Source organism: Rhodococcus sp. 1163, assembly GCF_002091985.1.
GTDB lineage: Bacteria > Actinomycetota > Actinomycetes > Mycobacteriales > Mycobacteriaceae > Rhodococcoides.
The window spans coordinates 510,535-526,221 of the sequence record NZ_MKKX01000038.1; the positions used below are offsets into that span (position 1 = coordinate 510,535).

The window sequence follows — 15,687 nt, forward strand, 5'->3', positions numbered from 1 at the left end:
CTCCATCGAGGATCTGCGCCAGGGTCCTTGACCGCAGCCTCCGCAAGGCTGGCGGATGCCATTTCGGCTGAGGCTCGCGAAGGTCTTCTATGCCAGCGTCGGTTCTCACATGATGGAGGAGTCACTGGCCATCTGCTAGTTCTTTGCGCAGTTGTTTTCGCTCCTCGGACAGATGAACTCGATACTTCTTCGTCATGTGCCCGGCGGAGAGCGAGATCACGAAGTTGCATTGATCTTCGTCGAATCCGTAATGCTGCATTAACGATGCGATCAGTTCTGCTTGATCGGCCGACTCCACGGCCAGATCTTGCAACTCGCAGCGGTTGTCGATCGCCCACAGGACCGCCTCGACGCCGGCGAGCCGTTCGTTCGAATACGGCGATGGCATGGTTGATCCTTCCGAAATCACGAAACGAAGAAATATGGCCTACCCTCGGCGTCGTTCGTCCAGAACTAAATCTTGTACTCGAACGTGCCGAACGACACCGACGTTCGAATCGTACGATTCGAACCTGACGAACAGCCAGTTTCGTCCGTTTTCTTCGACGGTATGTATCACTCGGACGGTGCCGATCTCACCGGGGCGATCATGCCGGACGGCACCTCGATCGGCTGACGGCGATCGGTATGGGGCCGGTCGCGAAAGAAAGCGAGTCCAGCTACACCTCCACCATGACCTTTCCATCGACGATGACTGCGGGATACGTTCGTACGGAGGCGATTCCGCTCGGACAGGTGCCGTCGTCGAGAGAGAACGCGTACTGATGCATCGGGCACATCACGACCGAGCCGTCGATCTGACCGTCCGCCAATGGCCCACCCTTGTGCGGGCACACTGCGTCCATGGCGCGCACACTCCCATCCTGGAGGAGGAATACCGCTACCTGCCTGCCGTCGACGACGTAGGCGCGGCCCTCACCCGGTGTCACGTCTTCGACGGGACCTACGGGCACGCTCATCGGACCGGTACCTGGGGGAGCGGAAGGAGCGGCAACGACGGTGTGAACTGCGCAGGCGACTTGGGTTCGGCCCGGTCCTGCCAGGGATCCCGGTAGCCGTCCACCGAAGTTTGCATGCGTTGTTCGAGTCCAGCGACGATTCCGTCACCGTCCTCGACCAGAATTCGTCGAAGCTCGTCCAGTCCGACCCGGGGGACCCACGCGTATGTTCGCTCGAGCCACTGCGCCGTTTCGCGGTAGTGCTGGATGAATATCCCAGCCATGCGCAGAACTTCCTCGCCGCCGACGACAGTGGCCAGTAGATCGCCCTTCCGGATGTGGGCACCTGCGGCACCGCCGACATAGAGCTCCCATTTGTCCTCGCCGACGGACACGACACCGAAGTCCTTGCACAGTGCCTCGGAACAGTTTCGTGGGCATCCGGCGACGGCCAGCTTCAGTTTGCCGGGGGTCTCGAGCCCTTGGAAGCGCTCTTCGAGTGCGATGCCCAGCGCCGTCGAATCGCCGAGTCCGAAGCGGCAGAAGTCGCTGCCGACACAGGTTTTCACGGTTCGCATGCTCTTGCCGTACGCGAACCCGGACGGCATGTCGAGGTCACCCCAGACCTTCGGTAGATCTTCCTTCTTGATTCCGAGCAGATCTATGCGCTGCCCGCCGGTAACCTTGACCAGCGGAACGTGATATTTGTCGGCGACGTCGGCGATCTTGCGAAGCTGATCCGGGGTAGTGACCCCGCCCTTCATCTGCGGTACGACCGAGAAGGTGCCGTCACGCTGAATGTTGGCGTGGACGCGATCGTTGATGAAGAGCGCACCTCGTTCGTCTACCCAGTCCGGTCCCCAGATCGTTCGCAGCAAAGATGCGAGTGGCATCTTCGCGCTCGCATCTTCACGGCCACCTGCAGCGAGTTCGCTGAAAACCTGCGACACCGAACGTAGGTCGCGCTCGCGGATGATCTCGATCAAGGCCGGCTTGGCCAACGGGATGGACGGCACATACCAGTCGGCGGCGGGGTCGGGTGCGACCGCGCCTCCGGCAGCGCAGGCCAAGATATCGGCGACAAGTCCTTTGCAGGAACCACACCCCTTACCTGCGCGGGTCTTGGCGGTGACGTCGCTCATCGTCGTGGCACCTGCGTGAACGCAGTCGACGATCTGACCTTTGGTGACGCCGTTGCAGTTGCACACCTGGACGTCGTCGGCGAGTTCGGCTGCACCGGTTGCCGCCGTCGGGGTTCCCATGTCGAACAACATGCTGATTCGTTCTTCGGGGAGCGGAACCTTCTCGTCGAACGCCTGCGTCAGAAAGTTTGCTTTGCTGATGTCCCCGAGAAGCGTGGCACCGATGAGTTTGCCGTCGCGGACGACGACGCTCTTGTACGTTCCGCTGCGTGGTTCGTAGAACTGGACGAACTCGTCGTCCTCACGCTCGGGTCCCTTCACTCCCATGGCTGCCACGTCGACACCGGCCACTTTGAGCTTGGTCGTCAGACGTGAACCATGATATGCCGCAGTAGGATTCGTATCTGTCAGATGATCGGCGAGGACGACGGCCTGTTCCCACAGGGGCGCTACGAGGCCGTACACTTCGCCGCGATGTTGGCAGCATTCACCGACGGCGAAGATCGACCCCTCGTCCTCGCAGCGCAGTTGATCGTCCACCACGATTCCGCGTTCGATCACCAATCCGCCCCCGCGTGCGAATTCGACATTGGGACGGATTCCGGCGGTCACGACGATCATGTCGGCGGCAAGTGAGGTGCCGTCGTTGAAGCCCACACCGGCCACTGCGCCCTCGCGGGTACGCAACACCGAAGTCGTGCGTTTGGAGGTGTGCACACCGACACCGAGTGCTTCGATCTTGTTGCGGAGGACGCGCCCACCGCGTTCGTCCAACTGCTGGTTCATCAAGTGTCCGGGCGAGTGCACGACATCGACGTCCAAGCCTTGCGTTCGGAGTCCGTACGCGGCTTCCAATCCCAGGAGACCGCCGCCGATCACGACCGCGGCGACGTCGTCCTGCGCCTCCGCCATCTGCAACATTCCGTTCGTGTCGGCGATGGTCCGGAATCCGAACACACCGCGGGCGAGGCGACCGTCGCTCTCACGAAGCCCGTCCATGTTCGGAAAGAACGTGTTGCTGCCGGTGGCGATGATCAGGACGTCGTACGCGACGGTTCGGCCACTTTCACACACCACGGACTTGGCGAACCGGTCGAGCGAGACGGCACGGTCGCCTGCATAGAGCGTGACACCGTTTTCGCGATACCAGCTCATGGGATTGAGAAGCAGATCTTCGTCGTCGATGCCGGCTTCACCGGACAACACGTGCGACAGCATGATCCTGTTGTAGTTGCCGTACGGCTCGTCGCCGATCATCGTGATGTCGAACAGTGCGCTTCCGCCGCGTTTGAGGATCTCCTCGACTGTGCGTGCGCCCGCCATACCGTTCCCGACCACGACCAACTTCCTCACGCCGGACTCTCCACCCATCGCGTCTGCACTCATCAGATCAGCACCAAACCGAAGTCGACGACGACTTCACCGGTCGTTCCTTCCGGCGCCGCGACGACGAGCTCGAGGACGGAATCCGGATCGACGTCCTCGACGACACGAAGCGCGATGTTGACCCCGCTCTTGGAGCCCATGGGGAACATTCGCATGGGCTGCCCATCCCTCAGCAAGGTCACGACCACCAGCTCTTCGCTCGAATTACCGCCACGGAAATACAGCGGTTGAGCGGTAGCTCCGGATGGAACGACGAACTTGGTCGACGGATCTATCGACTCGGGCTTGTTCAGCCCGTGCCCGGTGAACGGGAAGACGCCCTGGAGAAATCGCGGTGTGCTGGCCATGACGCCACGGTGCCGCGTCGGGGTTGCACTCCCGCTGCGTTGACGTTACGTAGGGGTCAGAAAGATCTCACGATGATCGTTCTGTCGCTGTGCGGTCGTGCTCGGGCCTGCAACTGCGCCCCGGACCGACTACCGCTAGAGCCCGAAGTTCCCGGGTCCGCGACGTCGGAGGTAACGCTCGAACTCGGCCGCGATGGCGTCGCCGTCGATCTTCGAGATCGCGTCACTGATGTCCACCTCGGCATCTCCGCGCTCTTCGAGCGTTCGAACGTATTCGCTGATTTCCTCGTCCTCCGCGGTCATCTCGTTGACGGCTTCTTCCCAGTCCTCGGCTTGGGAAGGGAGCTCACCGAGCGGAACTTCGATATCGAGTACGTCCTCGACGCGCTGGAGTAACGCCACGGTCGCCTTGGGGTTGGGTGGCTGCGAGACGTAGTGCGGCACGGCTGCCCAGAACGAGACGGCCGGAACGCCTGCCTTGACGCATTCGTCCTGTAGGACACCGGTGATGCCGGTCGGCCCCTCGTAACGAGTTTGCTCGAGGTTGAAACGTTCGGCGGCTTCGACGCTGTACGCACTTCCCGTCACCGGTACCGGTCGGGTGTGCGGGGTGTCTGCGAGCAGAGCGCCGAGGATGACCACGGTGTCCACGCCGAGTTGCTCGATGAACTCGAGCAGGTCGTCGCAAAAGCTCCGCCAGCGCATGTTGGGTTCGATACCGCGCAGCAACACGACGTCCCTGCTGCTGCCGGGGGGCGAGCACACCGACAAGCGCGTCGACGGCCACTGTATTTCTCTCGTGACACCCTCGACCTGTCGAATCGTCGGACGGTTCACCTGGTAGTCGTAGTAGTCCTCGGAGTCCAGCTCAGCCAACGGACTGGCATCCCAGATCAATTCCAGATGCTCGACGGCGCCACTCGCTGCGTCGCCCGCGTCGTTCCAGCCCTCGAATGCGGCCACCAGGATCGGATCGCGCAGCGTGGGAAGATCCGGCTCGACGTCCGAATTTTTGTCTTCGGGGACGGAAAACGATGTGGCATTGGACACAGCGTCGGAGACGGCTTCGAGCAGCGCTTCTGCAGCGTTGTCTGAATTGTCGCGTTCTGTGACGTTGTTGTCAGCTGGAATATTGCCGTCGCTGTTTCGGGGACTCACCACGACAGCCTACGACCAGCCCGGCCCGTCTTGGGTATCGCTGTGTGACCACTAGGCTGTAGCAATGCCTGCGCTACATAAGACCGGCCTGCTGGAAGCGATTCGTTCGCGCGTTGTCATCGGCGACGGTGCGATGGGGACTATGTTGCAGGACGCCGAATTGACGCTCGACGACTTCATCGGTCTCGAGGGCTGCAACGAAATTCTCAACGACACTCGTCCCGATGTACTTCGTGAGATCCACCGCGCCTACTTCGATGCGGGCGCAGACGCCGTCGAAACCAACACCTTCGGTTGCAACCTTCCGAACCTGGCGGACTACGACATCGAGGATCGGATCCGCGAGCTGGCGGAGAAGGGGACACGCCTCGCGCGCGAAACGGCCGACGAGATGGGCCCCGGCCGTGACGGGATGGACCGATTCGTGCTGGGCTCGATGGGCCCGGGTACCAAACTTCCCACGCTGGGTCACGCGCCGTTCGCGCGCCTACGTGACGCATACACCGAGGCCGCGCTCGGCATGATCGACGGCGGTGCCGATGCAATTCTCATCGAAACCTGCCAGGACCTGCTACAGGTCAAAGCGGCGATCATCGGAAGCCAACACGCGATGGACAAGCTGGGTGCGCGCATTCCGATCATTACGCACGTCACCGTCGAAACCACCGGCACCATGCTCGTCGGAAGTGAGATCGGCGCCGCGCTGACTGCGCTGGAGCCGCTCGGTATCGACATGATCGGGCTCAATTGCGCAACTGGACCCGCAGAGATGAGTGAGCATCTTCGGCATCTGTCGAAGCACTCGCGGTTGCCGGTGTCCGTCATGCCGAACGCCGGGCTGCCCACTCTGGGAGCCAGGGGAGCCGAATATCCACTGACCGCACCCGAGCTGGCGATCGCACTGAGCGGCTTCGTCTCCGAATACGGTCTGTCGCTGGTCGGCGGATGCTGCGGAACGACGCCCGAGCACATTCGTCAGGTCGCCGATCTCGTTCACGGCACCCGCCAGGCGGAGCGCACGCCCACCCCGGAACCCGGAGTTTCCTCACTCTATTCGGCTGTGTCCTTCGAACAGGATTCCAGCATCCTGGTGATCGGCGAGCGTACTAATTCCAACGGCTCCAGAGCTTTTCGCGACGCGATGCTCGCCGAGGACTACGAGAAGTGCCTCGACATCGCCAAGGACCAGACTCGCGACGGCGCACACATGCTCGACCTGAACGTCGACTACGTGGGCCGGGACGGGGCCGCTGATATGGCTGCACTCGCCAGTCGGCTGGCGACGGCATCCACGTTGCCGATCATGCTCGACTCGACCGAACCTGCCGTACTGAAAGCCGGATTGGAGCATCTCGGTGGCCGCAGCGCAGTCAACTCGGTCAACTACGAAGACGGAGCAGGCCCGGACTCGCGTTTTCAGAAGATCATGCGGCTCGTCAAGGAGCACGGCGCTGCTGTCGTCGCGTTGACCATCGATGAAGAAGGTCAGGCACGCACCGCCGAGTGGAAGGTCCGCGTCGCCGCACGCCTGATCGAGGACATCACCGGCAACTGGGGTCTGCGTCAGGAAGACATCATTGTCGACACCCTCACCTTCCCGATTTCCACGGGGCAGGAAGAAGTTCGACGCGATGGAATCGAAACGATCGAGGCCATCCGTCAGCTCAAGAAACTCTATCCCCGGGTTCACACCACGCTCGGATTATCGAACATCTCTTTCGGTTTGAATCCCGCTGCACGGCAGGTCCTCAACTCGGTGTTTCTGCACGAGTGCACCCAGGCAGGGTTGGACACGGCCATCGTGCACGCGTCGAAGATTTTGCCGATGAACAAGATCCCCGACGAGCATCGCGAGATCGCACTCGATCTGGTCTACGACCGTCGATCCGAGGGATACGACCCGCTGCAGAAGCTCATGCAGCTGTTCGAAGGGGTTTCGGCGGCGTCGGCGCGGGAATCTCGTGCCGAAGAACTTGGCCGATTGCCGCTGTTCGAGCGGCTCGAGCGGCGCATCGTCGACGGCGAACGCAACGGACTCGAAGCAGATCTGGATGCGGGGATGAAGGAAAAGCCGCCGCTGGAGATCATCAACGAAACGCTCCTGTCGGGCATGAAGACCGTGGGTGTGTTGTTCGGCTCCGGTCAGATGCAACTCCCGTTCGTGTTGGCGTCCGCTGAGGTGATGAAGGCCGCTGTCGCGTACCTCGAACCCCACATGGAAGCGTCGGACGACGACGGGAAGGGGCGGATCGTCCTCGGCACCGTCAAGGGCGACGTTCACGACATCGGCAAGAACCTCGTCGACATCATTCTCAGCAACAATGGGTACGAGGTCGTCAACCTTGGGATCAAACAGCCGATCGCGACTATTCTGGAAGCGGCGATCGACAAGCGTGCCGACGTCATCGGTATGTCGGGGCTGCTGGTCAAATCCACGGTTGTCATGAAGGACAACCTGATCGAGCTCAACAACAGGGGAGTCGCCGAGAAGTTTCCGGTGCTGCTCGGTGGCGCAGCCTTGACGCGCTCCTATGTCGAGAACGATCTGCAGGACGTCTACCAAGGTGACGTCCACTATGCCCGCGACGCGTTCGAGGGTCTGAGCCTGATGGATACCATCATGACGACCAAGCGTGGAGGTGGGCCGGCGCCGGACAGCCCGGAGGCGTTGGCGGCCAAGGCGAAAACCGAAGAGCGCAAGGCCCGCCACGAACGTTCACGTCGAATTGCCGAGCAGCGCAAGGCGAACGAGGTTCCTATCGTGGTGCCGGAGCGTTCGGACGTCGCGACGGATATCGAGACTCCGACTCCGCCGTTCTGGGGGACTCGCATCGTCAAGGGCGTGTCGTTGTCCGACTACTCCGAACTCCTCGACGAGCGTGCACTCTTTCTCGGCCAGTGGGGTTTGCGTGGTGCACGCAAGGGCGAAGGAGCAACGTACGAGGACCTCGTCGAGTCGGAAGGCAAACCGCGACTGCGGTATTGGCTGGATCGGCTCAGCACCGACGGCATTCTCGCGCATGCCGCTCTCGTCTATGGATACTTCCCGGCGGTCTCGGAAGGTGACGACGTCGTCGTACTGACCGAGCCGCGCGTCGATGCGCCCGAACGATTCCGGTTCACCTTCCCACGTCAGAATCGCGATCGATTCCTGTGCATCGCCGACTTCATTCGGTCGCGGGAAGACGCCACGAAATCTGGTCAGGTGGATGTCCTTCCGATGAATCTGGTCACGATGGGGCAGCCGATCGCGGATTTCGCCAACGAACTGTTCGCTGCGGACTCCTACCGTGACTACCTCGAAGTGCATGGCATCGGTGTGCAGCTGACCGAGGCACTCGCCGAGTATTGGCATCGCCGCGTCCGTGAAGAACTGAAGCTTTCCAGTGGCGCGAGTGTTGCGGCCGAGGACCCGACCGAGGCCGAGGGATATTTCAAGCTCGAATACCGTGGTGCGCGTTACTCGTTCGGCTACGGTGCGTGCCCGGACCTCGAGGATCGTATCAAGTTGGCTGCACTTCTCGAACCCGAACGGATCGGCGTCAAGCTGTCGGAAGAACTACAACTGCATCCAGAGCAGTCCACGGACGCATTCGTTCTTCATCACCCGGAGGCCAAGTATTTCAATGTCTGACTCTTCTGACCGCCGTCTGCGGGCTGTGCTGTGGGACATGGACGGAACTTTGCTCGATTCCGAGAAGATCTGGGACGTCGCGGTCGAGGAACTGTCCCTCGAACTCGGGCGTGAACTGACGCCGGAGGTCCGCGAGAGCACACTCGGAAATTCGATGCAGGACGCCCTTCGCACAGTGTTCGCCCACACCGGTACCGAGGTGACCGACCAGTCGCTGGCCACCGCAAGGAACTGGCTCACCGACCGTGTCGCTGTATTGTTCGCCGAGGGAATCTCGTGGCGCCCCGGTGCCAAGGACGCTCTTGCGCTGGTCCGCGATCTCGGTCTCGGGTCTGCTCTGGTGACCAACACCGAGCGGGGTCTGGTCGAGTACGCATTGGACACCGTCGGCCGTGACTACTTCGACGCCACGGTGAGCGGCGACGAAGTCGAGGCCGGCAAACCGCATCCTGCGCCCTATCTCCGCGGGGCATCGTTGCTCGGTGTCGCTCCGGAGGACTGTCTCGCTGTCGAGGACTCACCGACCGGATCGTTGTCCGCTCATCGCGCAGGTTGTTCCGTGCTTTATGTGCCCTCCGAACTCGCAGTAACCCCTCGTGCGGGCTATGTCGTACGCAGCTCGCTCGTCGGGCTCACCGCCGACGAACTCTCGTCGGCGTGGTGCGATGCGCGTTCCACTACTTCGTCATGAAAGAATCACAACCCGTGAAGACCTTCGAATCCCTGTTCGCCGAGCTCACCGATCGCGCCGCGACACGTCCTGAGGGTTCCGGCACCGTCGCTGCGTTGGATGCAGGCGTGCATGCGCAAGGAAAGAAGATCCTCGAAGAAGCAGGCGAAGTGTGGATCGCCGCGGAACACGAGAGCGACGAAGCGCTCGCCGAGGAGATCTCTCAGCTTCTGTATTGGGTTCAGGTGTTGATGGTGGGTAAGGGCCTCGAACTCGAAGATGTCTACCGACATCTGTGAGCTCCGCCCCGACGAATCCCGACCGACACCCCCGAACAGGAAAACTCCATGTTGCGTGTAGCAGTTCCCAACAAAGGCTCGCTCTCCGAATCTGCCGCTGAGATTCTGTCGGAGGCCGGCTATCGGCGCCGGACCGACGCTCGTGATCTCACGGTCCTCGATCCAGCCAACCAGGTCGAGTTCTTTTTTCTGCGCCCGAAAGATATCGCTATCTACGTCGGCTCCGGCGAACTCGACCTTGGCATCACCGGCCGCGATCTTGCTCTCGATTCAGGTGCACCCGTCGATGAGCGTTTGGCCCTCGGTTTCGGGCGATCCAGCTTCAGATACGCTGCGCCGGCAGGAAAAGAGTGGACTGCGGAAAGCCTCGACGGACTCCGAATCGCAACCTCGTACCCGAATCTCGTACGTGCAGACCTTGCTCGTCGCGGACTGACGGCAGAGGTCATTCGACTCGACGGCGCCGTCGAGATCTCCATCCAGCTCGGTGTCGCCGACGCCATCGCCGACGTCGTGGGCTCCGGTCGCACCTTGCGGCAACACAATCTGGTCGCGTTCGGTGAGTCCCTGTGCGATTCGGAAGGTGTGCTGATTTCGCGGGCAGGTAGCGAGGACACCGACAAGGTTCGCAAGCAGTTGATCGCTCGCGTGCAGGGTGTCGTGTTCGCTCAGCAATACCTCATGCTCGATTACGACTGCCCGAAGTCCATCCTCGACGAAGCCGTGAAAATCACGCCTGGCATCGAATCCCCGACGCTTTCGCCGATGGTCGACGACAACTGGGTAGCCGTGCGGGCAATGGTGTCTCGCAAGGTGCACAACAGCGTCATGGACGAGCTGGCGGACCTGGGAGCCAAAGCTATTCTCGCTTCGGATATCAGGTCCTGCCGCGCCTTCTGACCGGTCGGCTCTCGTCCCTACGGGCGCGGTCTGACCAGCACTGTCTGTGCGATACGTCCGATCGGCCCTCGTTCGTCGTGCAGCACACCCGCAGACATTGCGAACCCGTCTGGCCCGGTGGACGTTTCGGCCGAAATCCCGACCCAATCACCCTCCGGTACGCGGAAGATGTGGACGGTGAGATCGGTATTGAGGAAGGTCCACCGGTTCAGGTCGAGTTTGGCACCGATACCGTTTGCGATATCGGCAATCGAGAACAGTCTTTCGAGGGGCGTCATCTCTTCGCCCAATACCAAAGCCGGTGTAGGCCTTGCCCATACCTGCCCCGGTCCGTTACCGCCCAGTTCGGTGAGCGCGAAGATCTCGATATTGTCGAGATACCCGGACTTCCACATTCCTCCCCAGTTGTGACTTGTCCCCTCCGACAGGGGTTTCAAGGACGCGTCAGCTTGGTGGGACTCGCTCGAGGTGTCGACGGTGGTCATGCGCCACGCTGTGCCCCGGGCAACCGCGCGTTCGACACCCTCGCGGACGACACCGTTCTGATCGACACGGTCAGGAGACCGAGCCCATAATTCGGCGACGACAAGTTCGATGTTCGCGCCCGGTCGATCGACCCAGGAACGAACCTCGATGTCCGAGATGGGCACCGGGCCGAGCAATTCGACGACGACCCGACTCACGCGTACGTCCTCGCGCGGTGAGACGCGCTCGAGAGCGCGAACGAGCAAGGCTGACGGGGGTGCGCCGTGCTGCATGGTCGGTGCCCACAAGCTCACCGTACGACGAGTCGTGGAGAACACCTCGTTGCCTCGGGCATTGAGACCGAGGGGCACGAAGAATGCCTCCGGCTCGGTCTCGGTAGCGGGGGTCTCGGAGTTCGGGGTGTGCTCGCTCGAGGTCACAGGCTCATCTCCGACACGAGCAAGTTCCGGTCCTGAAGTTCGTCAGGCCACCCTGGATAGACCGGGGGAGTACCACCGAACTCTGGACACAGGGCCTGGTGATCGCACCACCCGCACAGTTTGGTTTTTTTCGGTCGAAAGTCGCCGGACTGCCCTGCCTCGAGAATTGCTTTCCATATCGCCGACAGCATCCGTTCGAACCGAATCAATTCTTCCTCGTCGGGTGTGTAGGTCAGCGACTTCTTGTCGCCCAGGTACATCAATTTGAGCTGGGAGGGTACTACGCTGCGCATACGCATGATCACCAGTGCGTAGAACTTCATCTGGAAGAGGGCCTTGGCCTCGGTAAACTCACGAGGAGACTTACCGGTCTTGTAATCGACGACGCGGATCATGCCATTGGGTGCAACATCGATTCGATCGATGAATCCGCGAAGAGGAGTGCCGTCGGACAGTTCGATCTCCACTCGTTGTTCGCAGGACTCCGGATCGAATCTGGTCGGATCTTCCATCTCGTAGTACCCGGCCACCAGCGTCCGCGCTTGGTCGAGGAGTGCCTCGCGATCTTTACCCTCGAACAGTGCGTCGAGTTCCGGTGATTCTTCGAGCACCCGATCCCACGCGGGGGATACCAACTCGACCGCAGCGACGGAATCCCTTGTTTCGGTGGGCATTGCGTACAGCGCTTCGAGTGCAGCGTGAACGACGGTTCCTTTGACCTGAGCTGTGGTGGACTTCTCGGGAAGACGATCCACTGCTCGAAATCGGTAGAGCAAAGGACACTGTTTGAAGTCGTTCGCGCGGGAGGGCGACAGTGCGGGCCTACTCCGACGCGGACGTGGCTGCGCCGGCAATTCCAAAATACTCACATAGGGCAGGGTAAGCCCCTGCCCCGACAGAATCGGGGAAGGCCGTAGTCTGGGCGGTCGAGTCGCTTCCGAATTCTCGGATCGGCGGCCGCCTTCCCATGCAGATTTACGCGCGGGCGGATGGTTGAGGTGCAAGTACTAGAAGGTGGGAATGGCTGTGTCTTCGGACGAGAGCGTGTCTTCGGGCGAAATCGAATCATCCGAGGAGGCTTTCGCATCCGACCCAGCTCCTGTATCCGACCCAGCTCCCGCACACGATGCAGCTCCTGAGCCCACCGAGAATGCCGGACCCGCCAGGAGCGGACCGTTCCGCACCGGCGACAGAGTCCAGCTGACCGACGGCAAGGGCAGGCACTACACGGTGGTACTCGAGCCCGGCAAGGAGTTCCATACTCACCGCGGCGGAATCACCCACGACAAGCTCCTCGGTGCCGACGAGGGCAGCGTAGTCACGTCCGTGAACGGCACGCCATACCTGGCGCTGCGCCCGCTGTTGACCGACTACGTCCTGTCGATGCCGCGCGGCGCACAGGTCATCTACCCCAAGGATGCTGCGCAGATCGTCCATGAGGGCGATGTGTTTCCCGGTGCACGCGTGTTGGAGGCAGGAGCGGGTTCCGGCGCACTGACGTGTTCGCTGCTTCGGGCGGTCGGATCGGAGGGCACCGTCATCTCGTACGAGATCAGGCAGGACCACGCCGACTATGCCGTGAAGAACGTCGAAACTTTCTTCGGTGAGCGGCCGTCGAACTGGGATTTGACGGTGGCAGACATCGATCAATTCGCCGCGGATCATCCAGGTGAGACGGTGGACCGCGCGATTCTCGACATGCTCGCGCCGTGGGATGCCCTGCCCGCCGTCGCGGATGCGATCGTCCCTGGCGGGGTGTTGATCGTCTACGTCGCGACGGTAACGCAGCTCTCACGCGTCGTCGAAGCTCTGCGCGGCCAAGAATGCTGGACCGAACCGAAGTCGTGGGAGTCCATCGTCCGCGGTTGGCACGTTGTGGGATTGGCTGTGCGGCCCGAGCATCGTATGCAGGGGCACACCGCATTCTTGATCAGTGCTCGCAAACTGGCAGCCGGGACCGTTACCCCGAAGCCGCAGCGTCGATCCGGGAAGGGCTGACGGCTCTCGGTGAAGGCTCCTGGCCCAATGCCAGGTCGAAGTTGCGTGACTGTCGGCGCCGCACGCGCTGGATGCTGTTGTCGGGTGTCTCGACGGTGGAGTCCGAACTGTGATCAGCGTGATCGGAACCTTCGTTGTCGCTGAACCGGCAACGGCCATCCCTGTTGTGCGGGTGCAATCAGCACCGCGAAACCTCGCATCGGCACTGGTGGAGCCTCTTTCTGGCGGGGCTCTCGGGTCACGAGGTCAGGCGAGGCTAACATGGCTTTACGTAGTCTTCGATGGCTCCATTCGTCACCCGGCCGACAACACTCGAACGCGTCCACACGCGCTTTGGTCGCTGTGCCGGTAGCGTTGAAAGATCGGACTGGGAGGAGTCGCTCATGAGCTCAACAGACAATCCAGAATCGGCTGCGGCACGGGCGGAACTCGACGAGCTACGTACCGAGGCTGCGGCATTACGGCGACAACTCGGTCAACTCGGGGAATCACCGGAGCGTGTCCGCGAACTCGAGACCCGTATCGACTCGCTGTCGCTACGAAACTCGAAATTGATGGACACCCTCAAGGAGGCACGTCAGCAACTCATCGCGCTGCGCGAAGAAGTCGATCGGCTCGGACAACCCCCCAGCGGTTACGGCATCTTGATGGCAGTGCACGAGGACGACACGGTGGACGTGTTCACTTCCGGTCGCAAAATGCGGCTGACGTGTTCGCCCAACGTCGAGGCAGTCTTACTCGCACCCGGCCAGACGGTGAGGTTGAACGAGGCACTGACGATCGTCGAGGCGGGATCGTTCGAGCAAGTCGGGGAGATTTGTTCGCTCCGAGAGTTGCTCGGTGACGGCAGCCGCGCTCTGGTCGTGGGTCACGCGGACGAAGAGCGAGTCGTGTGGCTCGCAAAGCCGCTGTTCGACATGGTCAACGACACCCTTCCCCAAGATCCGGACGAGCCGTCCCGCAAACTGCGGCCCGGCGATTCGCTCCTGGTCGATACCAAAGCCGGGTACGCGTTCGAGCGTGTACCCAAGGCCGAGGTCGAGGATTTGGTGCTCGAAGAAGTGCCGGACGTCGGATACGAGGATATCGGTGGTCTCGGCCGCCAGATCGAGCAGATCCGCGACGCGGTGGAGCTTCCGTTCCTTCACAAGGATCTGTTCCGCGAGTACTCCCTGCGGCCACCCAAGGGAGTACTGCTCTACGGCCCACCCGGCTGCGGTAAAACTCTGATCGCCAAGGCCGTCGCGAACTCGCTCGCGAAGAAGATTGCCGAATCTCGCGGCCAGGATGCCAAGGAAGCAAAATCGTTCTTCCTGAACATCAAGGGTCCCGAACTGCTGAACAAGTTCGTCGGTGAAACCGAGCGTCATATCCGGATGATCTTCCAGCGTGCCCGTGAAAAGGCTTCGGAGGGTACGCCCGTCATCGTGTTCTTCGACGAGATGGATTCCATCTTCCGTACCCGCGGCTCTGGGGTGTCCTCGGATGTCGAGACAACGGTCGTCCCACAGCTTCTCGCCGAGATCGACGGCGTCGAGGGACTTGAGAACGTCATCGTCATCGGTGCGTCCAACCGTGAAGACATGATCGATCCAGCAATTCTTCGTCCCGGCCGTCTCGATGTGAAGATCAAGATCGAGCGCCCCGACGCCGAGTCGGCTCAGGACATCTTCTCGAAGTACCTGACCGATTCACTCCCGGTCAATGCCGATGACCTCGCAGAATTCGGCGGAGATCGGACTGCCTGCATTCGGGCGATGATCGAACGTGTGGTGGACCGCATGTACGCGGAAAGCGACGACAATCGGTTCCTCGAAGTGACCTACGCCAATGGAGACAAAGAAGTCCTGTACTTCAAGGATTTCAACTCCGGTGCCATGATCCAGAACATCGTCGACCGTGCGAAGAAGTACGCGATCAAGTCTGTTCTCGAGTCGGGGACCCCCGGACTTCGCGTTCAGCATCTCTTCGACTCGATCGTCGACGAGTTCGCCGAGAACGAGGACTTGCCCAACACCACCAACCCGGACGACTGGGCTCGAATCTCGGGGAAGAAAGGCGAGCGCATCGTCTACATTCGCACCCTGGTCACCGGCAAGAACGCAAGTGCTTCCCGCGCAATCGACACCGAATCGAACACGGGGCAGTACCTGTAGCAACCGAGTTTCTCGAAAGCAAGATCGTCAATCAGAACTGCTCGACGCACACGCCGCTCGTTCGGTAGGTGCGTCGAGCAGTTCTGATTACGCGAGGAAACGGCACTTCGCCCTCGGTGCCACGACGCAATGATGCGACGGTATCGATCCGGAC

At 61.4% G+C, this 15,687-nt stretch carries 13 protein-coding genes; 6 read left to right on the forward strand and 7 right to left on the reverse strand.

What is annotated here, in order from left to right; translation table 11 throughout:
• Window positions 1-121 precede the first annotated feature (121 nt).
• The 5 genes from BJD99_RS20095 to BJD99_RS20115 all read right to left on the reverse strand — a co-directional run bounded on the left by BJD99_RS20095 (window position 122) and on the right by BJD99_RS20115 (window position 4,863).
• Complete coding sequence (locus BJD99_RS20095; RefSeq protein WP_084348883.1) at window positions 122-388, reverse strand: hypothetical protein; 267 nt, start codon at window positions 386-388, stop codon at window positions 122-124.
• Window positions 389-659: 271 nt separating this feature from the next.
• Window positions 660-959, reverse strand: coding sequence for a Rieske 2Fe-2S domain-containing protein (locus BJD99_RS20100; RefSeq protein ID WP_084348884.1), 300 nt, complete (start codon window positions 957-959; stop codon window positions 660-662).
• The gene (nirB, locus tag BJD99_RS20105) at window positions 956-3,451 is read right to left on the reverse strand and encodes a nitrite reductase large subunit NirB (RefSeq protein WP_084349015.1); all 2,496 of its coding nucleotides are present in this window, start codon (window positions 3,449-3,451) and stop codon (window positions 956-958) included. Before nirB ends, BJD99_RS20100 begins: the two co-directional genes overlap by 4 nt.
• 14 nt (window positions 3,452-3,465) lie before the next feature.
• A complete protein-coding gene (locus BJD99_RS20110; RefSeq protein WP_084348885.1) occupies window positions 3,466-3,813 on the reverse strand; it encodes a molybdopterin oxidoreductase in 348 nt (115 codons plus the stop codon).
• A 135-nt stretch (window positions 3,814-3,948) separates the two neighbouring features.
• Window positions 3,949-4,863 (reverse strand): PAC2 family protein, encoded by a 915-nt coding sequence (locus tag BJD99_RS20115; RefSeq protein ID WP_084349016.1) that lies wholly within the window; start codon window positions 4,861-4,863, stop codon window positions 3,949-3,951.
• 172 nt (window positions 4,864-5,035) lie between these two features.
• Here BJD99_RS20115 and metH point away from each other — a divergent pair, with 172 nt between their 5' ends.
• The 4 genes from metH to hisG are packed head-to-tail and all read left to right on the forward strand — an operon-like array spanning window position 5,036 to window position 10,474.
• Window positions 5,036-8,605 carry a methionine synthase gene (metH, locus tag BJD99_RS20120; RefSeq protein ID WP_084348886.1) on the forward strand — a complete coding sequence of 1,190 codons (3,570 nt, stop codon included), beginning with the start codon at window positions 5,036-5,038 and terminating at the stop codon, window positions 8,603-8,605.
• Entirely contained in the window at window positions 8,598-9,296 is a 699-nt protein-coding gene (locus BJD99_RS20125; protein WP_084348887.1) for an HAD family phosphatase, read from the forward strand. Before metH ends, BJD99_RS20125 begins: the two co-directional genes overlap by 8 nt.
• Entirely contained in the window at window positions 9,293-9,574 is a 282-nt protein-coding gene (locus tag BJD99_RS20130; RefSeq protein WP_179142431.1) for a phosphoribosyl-ATP diphosphatase, read from the forward strand. The genes BJD99_RS20125 and BJD99_RS20130 overlap by 4 nt, the downstream gene beginning before the upstream one ends.
• 48 nt (window positions 9,575-9,622) lie before the next feature.
• Window positions 9,623-10,474, forward strand: a complete 852-nt coding sequence (gene hisG, locus BJD99_RS20135) for an ATP phosphoribosyltransferase (protein ID WP_084348888.1) — start codon at window positions 9,623-9,625, stop codon at window positions 10,472-10,474.
• A 17-nt stretch (window positions 10,475-10,491) separates the two neighbouring features.
• Here the strand turns inward: hisG and BJD99_RS20140 are convergent, their stop codons facing one another.
• Window positions 10,492-11,379 (reverse strand): thioesterase family protein, encoded by an 888-nt coding sequence (locus BJD99_RS20140; protein WP_084348889.1) that lies wholly within the window; start codon window positions 11,377-11,379, stop codon window positions 10,492-10,494.
• A complete protein-coding gene (locus BJD99_RS20145; protein WP_084348890.1) occupies window positions 11,376-12,248 on the reverse strand; it encodes a RecB family exonuclease in 873 nt (290 codons plus the stop codon). Before BJD99_RS20145 ends, BJD99_RS20140 begins: the two co-directional genes overlap by 4 nt.
• Window positions 12,249-12,399: 151 nt before the next feature.
• On the opposite strand from BJD99_RS20145, the gene BJD99_RS20150 reads away from it, so the two are divergent.
• Both BJD99_RS20150 and arc read left to right on the forward strand, forming a co-directional pair.
• Window positions 12,400-13,377, forward strand: a complete 978-nt coding sequence (locus BJD99_RS20150) for a tRNA (adenine-N1)-methyltransferase (RefSeq protein ID WP_256895940.1) — start codon at window positions 12,400-12,402, stop codon at window positions 13,375-13,377.
• A 383-nt stretch (window positions 13,378-13,760) separates the two neighbouring features.
• The gene (gene arc, locus BJD99_RS20155; protein WP_084348891.1) at window positions 13,761-15,533 is read left to right on the forward strand and encodes a proteasome ATPase; all 1,773 of its coding nucleotides are present in this window, start codon (window positions 13,761-13,763) and stop codon (window positions 15,531-15,533) included.
• The last annotated feature ends 154 nt before the right edge of the window (window positions 15,534-15,687 follow it).

Bases quoted from the DNA above. Each gene is read 5' to 3' on its own strand.
- BJD99_RS20095 (WP_084348883.1), bottom strand. From the start codon at position 388: ATGCCATCGCCGTATTCGAACGAACGGCTCGCCGGCGTCGAGGCGGTC.
- BJD99_RS20100 (WP_084348884.1), bottom strand. From the start codon at position 959: ATGAGCGTGCCCGTAGGTCCCGTCGAAGACGTGACACCGGGTGAGGGC.
- nirB (WP_084349015.1), bottom strand. From the start codon at position 3,451: ATGGGTGGAGAGTCCGGCGTGAGGAAGTTGGTCGTGGTCGGGAACGGT.
- BJD99_RS20110 (WP_084348885.1), bottom strand. From the start codon at position 3,813: ATGGCCAGCACACCGCGATTTCTCCAGGGCGTCTTCCCGTTCACCGGG.
- metH (WP_084348886.1), top strand. From the start codon at position 5,036: ATGCCTGCGCTACATAAGACCGGCCTGCTGGAAGCGATTCGTTCGCGC.
- BJD99_RS20125 (WP_084348887.1), top strand. From the start codon at position 8,598: ATGTCTGACTCTTCTGACCGCCGTCTGCGGGCTGTGCTGTGGGACATG.
- BJD99_RS20130 (WP_179142431.1), top strand. From the start codon at position 9,293: ATGAAAGAATCACAACCCGTGAAGACCTTCGAATCCCTGTTCGCCGAG.
- hisG (WP_084348888.1), top strand. From the start codon at position 9,623: ATGTTGCGTGTAGCAGTTCCCAACAAAGGCTCGCTCTCCGAATCTGCC.
- BJD99_RS20150 (WP_256895940.1), top strand. From the start codon at position 12,400: ATGGCTGTGTCTTCGGACGAGAGCGTGTCTTCGGGCGAAATCGAATCA.
- arc (WP_084348891.1), top strand. From the start codon at position 13,761: ATGAGCTCAACAGACAATCCAGAATCGGCTGCGGCACGGGCGGAACTC.